The organism is Herbaspirillum lusitanum P6-12 (genome assembly GCF_000256565.1).
Lineage (GTDB): Bacteria > Pseudomonadota > Gammaproteobacteria > Burkholderiales > Burkholderiaceae_D > Herbaspirillum > Herbaspirillum lusitanum.
The window spans coordinates 1-2581 of record NZ_AJHH01000578.1 but is presented as its reverse complement, the minus strand read 5'-3'; the positions used below and the strand labels follow the sequence as shown (position 1 = coordinate 2581).

At 62.1% G+C, this 2581-nt stretch carries 3 protein-coding genes; 1 reads left to right on the top strand and 2 read right to left on the bottom strand.

What is annotated here, in order from left to right; all coding sequences use genetic code 11:
- Positions 1–527 (bottom strand): dTMP kinase (tmk, locus tag HLUSI_RS0119165; protein WP_016835484.1); only part of this gene is annotated, 527 nt, incomplete at its 3' end.
- An 80-nt stretch (positions 528–607) separates the two neighbouring features.
- On the bottom strand, positions 608–1588 hold the full coding sequence (mltG, locus tag HLUSI_RS0119160; RefSeq protein ID WP_016835483.1) for an endolytic transglycosylase MltG: 981 nt from the start codon (positions 1586–1588) through the stop codon (positions 608–610).
- A gap of 96 nt (positions 1589–1684) precedes the next feature.
- On the opposite strand from mltG, the gene ygfZ reads away from it, so the two are divergent.
- The coding region (gene ygfZ / locus HLUSI_RS0119155) for a CAF17-like 4Fe-4S cluster assembly/insertion protein YgfZ (RefSeq protein ID WP_016835482.1) at positions 1685–2581 on the top strand (897 nt) is incomplete at its 3' end.

The window sequence follows — 2581 nt, the reverse complement described above, 5'->3', positions numbered from 1 at the left end:
GCTAACTGCACCGCGCGGCGCAGGTATTCAGCCCGGGTAGCGGCGAAGAAATCGGCCTTCTCCTGCTCGAACTTGTCCAGTGTGCGCTCGGCGTCGAGGCGTGCGCGCGCCACTTCCAGCGGCACGTCGAACAGCAGCGTCAGATCCGGCTGCAGGTGCGGATGCACCCATTGTTCGAGCGCATTGAGCTTGTCGAGCGACAGATGGCGACCGCCGCCCTGGTAGGCGAAAGTGGCGTCGGTGAAACGATCGGAAATCACCCAGTCGCCGCGCGCCAGCGCCGGCTCGATGACCTGTGCCAGATGCTCGCGGCGGCCGGCGAACATCAGCAATGCCTCGGTTTCCAGATGCATCTTCTGATGCAGCACCATCGCGCGCAGGCTCTCGCCCAGTTCGGTGCCGCCCGGTTCACGCGTGGTCACCACCGTCAGGCCGCGCGAGCGCAGCAAGTCGGCGACGAAGGCGATATGAGTCGACTTGCCGGCGCCGTCGATGCCTTCGAAAGTAATGAATTTGCCAGATGCCATGGAAATAAGATGTTCGGTCGAAATGAAAAATCAGCGCGGGTAGATCAGCGAGTGAATCAGCGGATGAATCAGCGGGTCCGTCAACGCTGATACTTGTTGACCGCCTGATTATGCTCGCTCAGGTTGCTGGAAAAATGACTGGTGCCGTCGCCGCGCGCCACGAAGTACAGGGCTTCGGTCTTGTCCGGGTTCATGGCCGCGGCCAGCGATGCCGCGCCCGGCAGCGCAATCGGCGTCGGCGGCATGCCTTTGCGGGTGTAGGTATTGTACGGCGTGTCGGTCAGCAGGTCGCTTTTGCGGATCACGCCCTGGTAGCGCTCGCCCATGCCGTAAATCACGGTCGGATCGGTCTGCAGCAGCATGCCGGTCTTCAGGCGGTTGACGAATACGCCGGCGACCATGCCGCGCTCGGACTTCTGGCCGGTTTCCTTCTCGACGATGGAGGCCATGATCAAGGCGTCGTAAGGCGTCTTGTACGGCAAGGACAGATCGCGCTTGCTCCAGGCCTCATTGAGGCGCTTGCTCATGAGAATGAACGCCTGGCGATAGATTTGCATGTCGCTGGCGCCTTTGGCGAACAGGTAGGTGTCGGGGAAGAACAAACCTTCCGGTACGACGAACTCGGTGGTCAGCTTGGCCAGCAATTCGGCGTTGGACAGCGCTGCGGTGTCGTGCTTGAGTCCTTTATGGTCGGCGATGGCCTGGCGCATCTGGCGGAAATTCCAGCCTTCGATGATGGTCAGCGACTCTTGTGCGAACTCGCCGCGCACCAGTTGCTCAAGCAGCCGCAATGGCGTCGCGCCCGGTTTCAACTCGTAACTGCCGGCCTTGATGCGGGCGCCTTCGCCCGACAGGCGCGCATACAGGGCAAACAGGTCGGGGTTGACCGGCACGCCGGCCGCGGCAATCTGCTGGGCGGCGCCGTTCACACCGGCGCCCGGCGTGATGGTAAAGGCGATGACCTGCCCGCTGGGGTCCACGATGGGCTGCTTGGACCAATAGACGCCGGCTCCCGCCACCAGGGCGGCCAGCACCAGCAATGTCACAAATAACTTCTTCATACCAGAGGCGAAATCCTTGTTGCTCCGACGCGTTTTTTCGGAGATCACTATAATCGAGGCATCAATGATAATCGCTGTTAGCCCAGTAACCTAATTATGACCGATCCGACTCCGGCACGCTCCGCGTGGCACACCTTCCTTGACCAGCAAGGCTCGCATATCAATGCTGACGCCGGCGCTTTACTGCCGGACAATTTCGTTGCCCCGCTGAACGACCTCGGCCTGATTTCTTTGACCGGTGACGACGCCGCATCTTTCCTGCACAACCAGATCACCAACGACGTCGAAAAGCTCGATCTCGCCAGCGTCCGCCTGGCCGGTTATTGCACCCCCAAGGGCCGCCTGCTGGCGACGTTCCTGATGTGGAAGGACGCCGACCAGATCGTGCTGCAACTGCCGCGCACGCTGCAACCGGCAATCCAGAAGCGCCTGCAGATGTTCGTCCTGCGCGCCAAAGCCAAGCTGGCCGATATCAGCGAGCAACGCGTAGCGCTGGGCCTGGCCGGCAACACTGCCGCCGCCGCTTTGCAGCAATGGTTTCCGCAACTGCCGGCGCAGCCGTATGGCAAAACCGACAACGAACACGGCACCCTGCTGCGCGTAGCCGACAGCCGTGGCGCGCCGCGTTTCCAGTGGATTACCACCGAGGAACAGGCGATCGCCGCCTGGCCGCTGCTGGCTCAAAAATTGACAGTTGCCGACGCCCATGCCTGGCGCCTGAGCGATATCTACGCCGGTGTCCCGACCATCACGCAGCCGACGCAGGAGCAGTTCGTACCGCAGATGATCAATTTTGAGCTGATCGGCGGCGTCAATTTCAAGAAAGGCTGCTATCCCGGCCAGGAAATCGTCGCGCGCAGCCAATACCTCGGCAAGCTGAAACGCCGCAGCGTGCTCGCGCTGGTCGCCGCCGGGCAAGTTGCCGCCGGCACGGAGGTGTTTTCCAGCGCAGACCCGGGCCAGCCTTGCGGCATGGTGGTCAACGCCGAACCG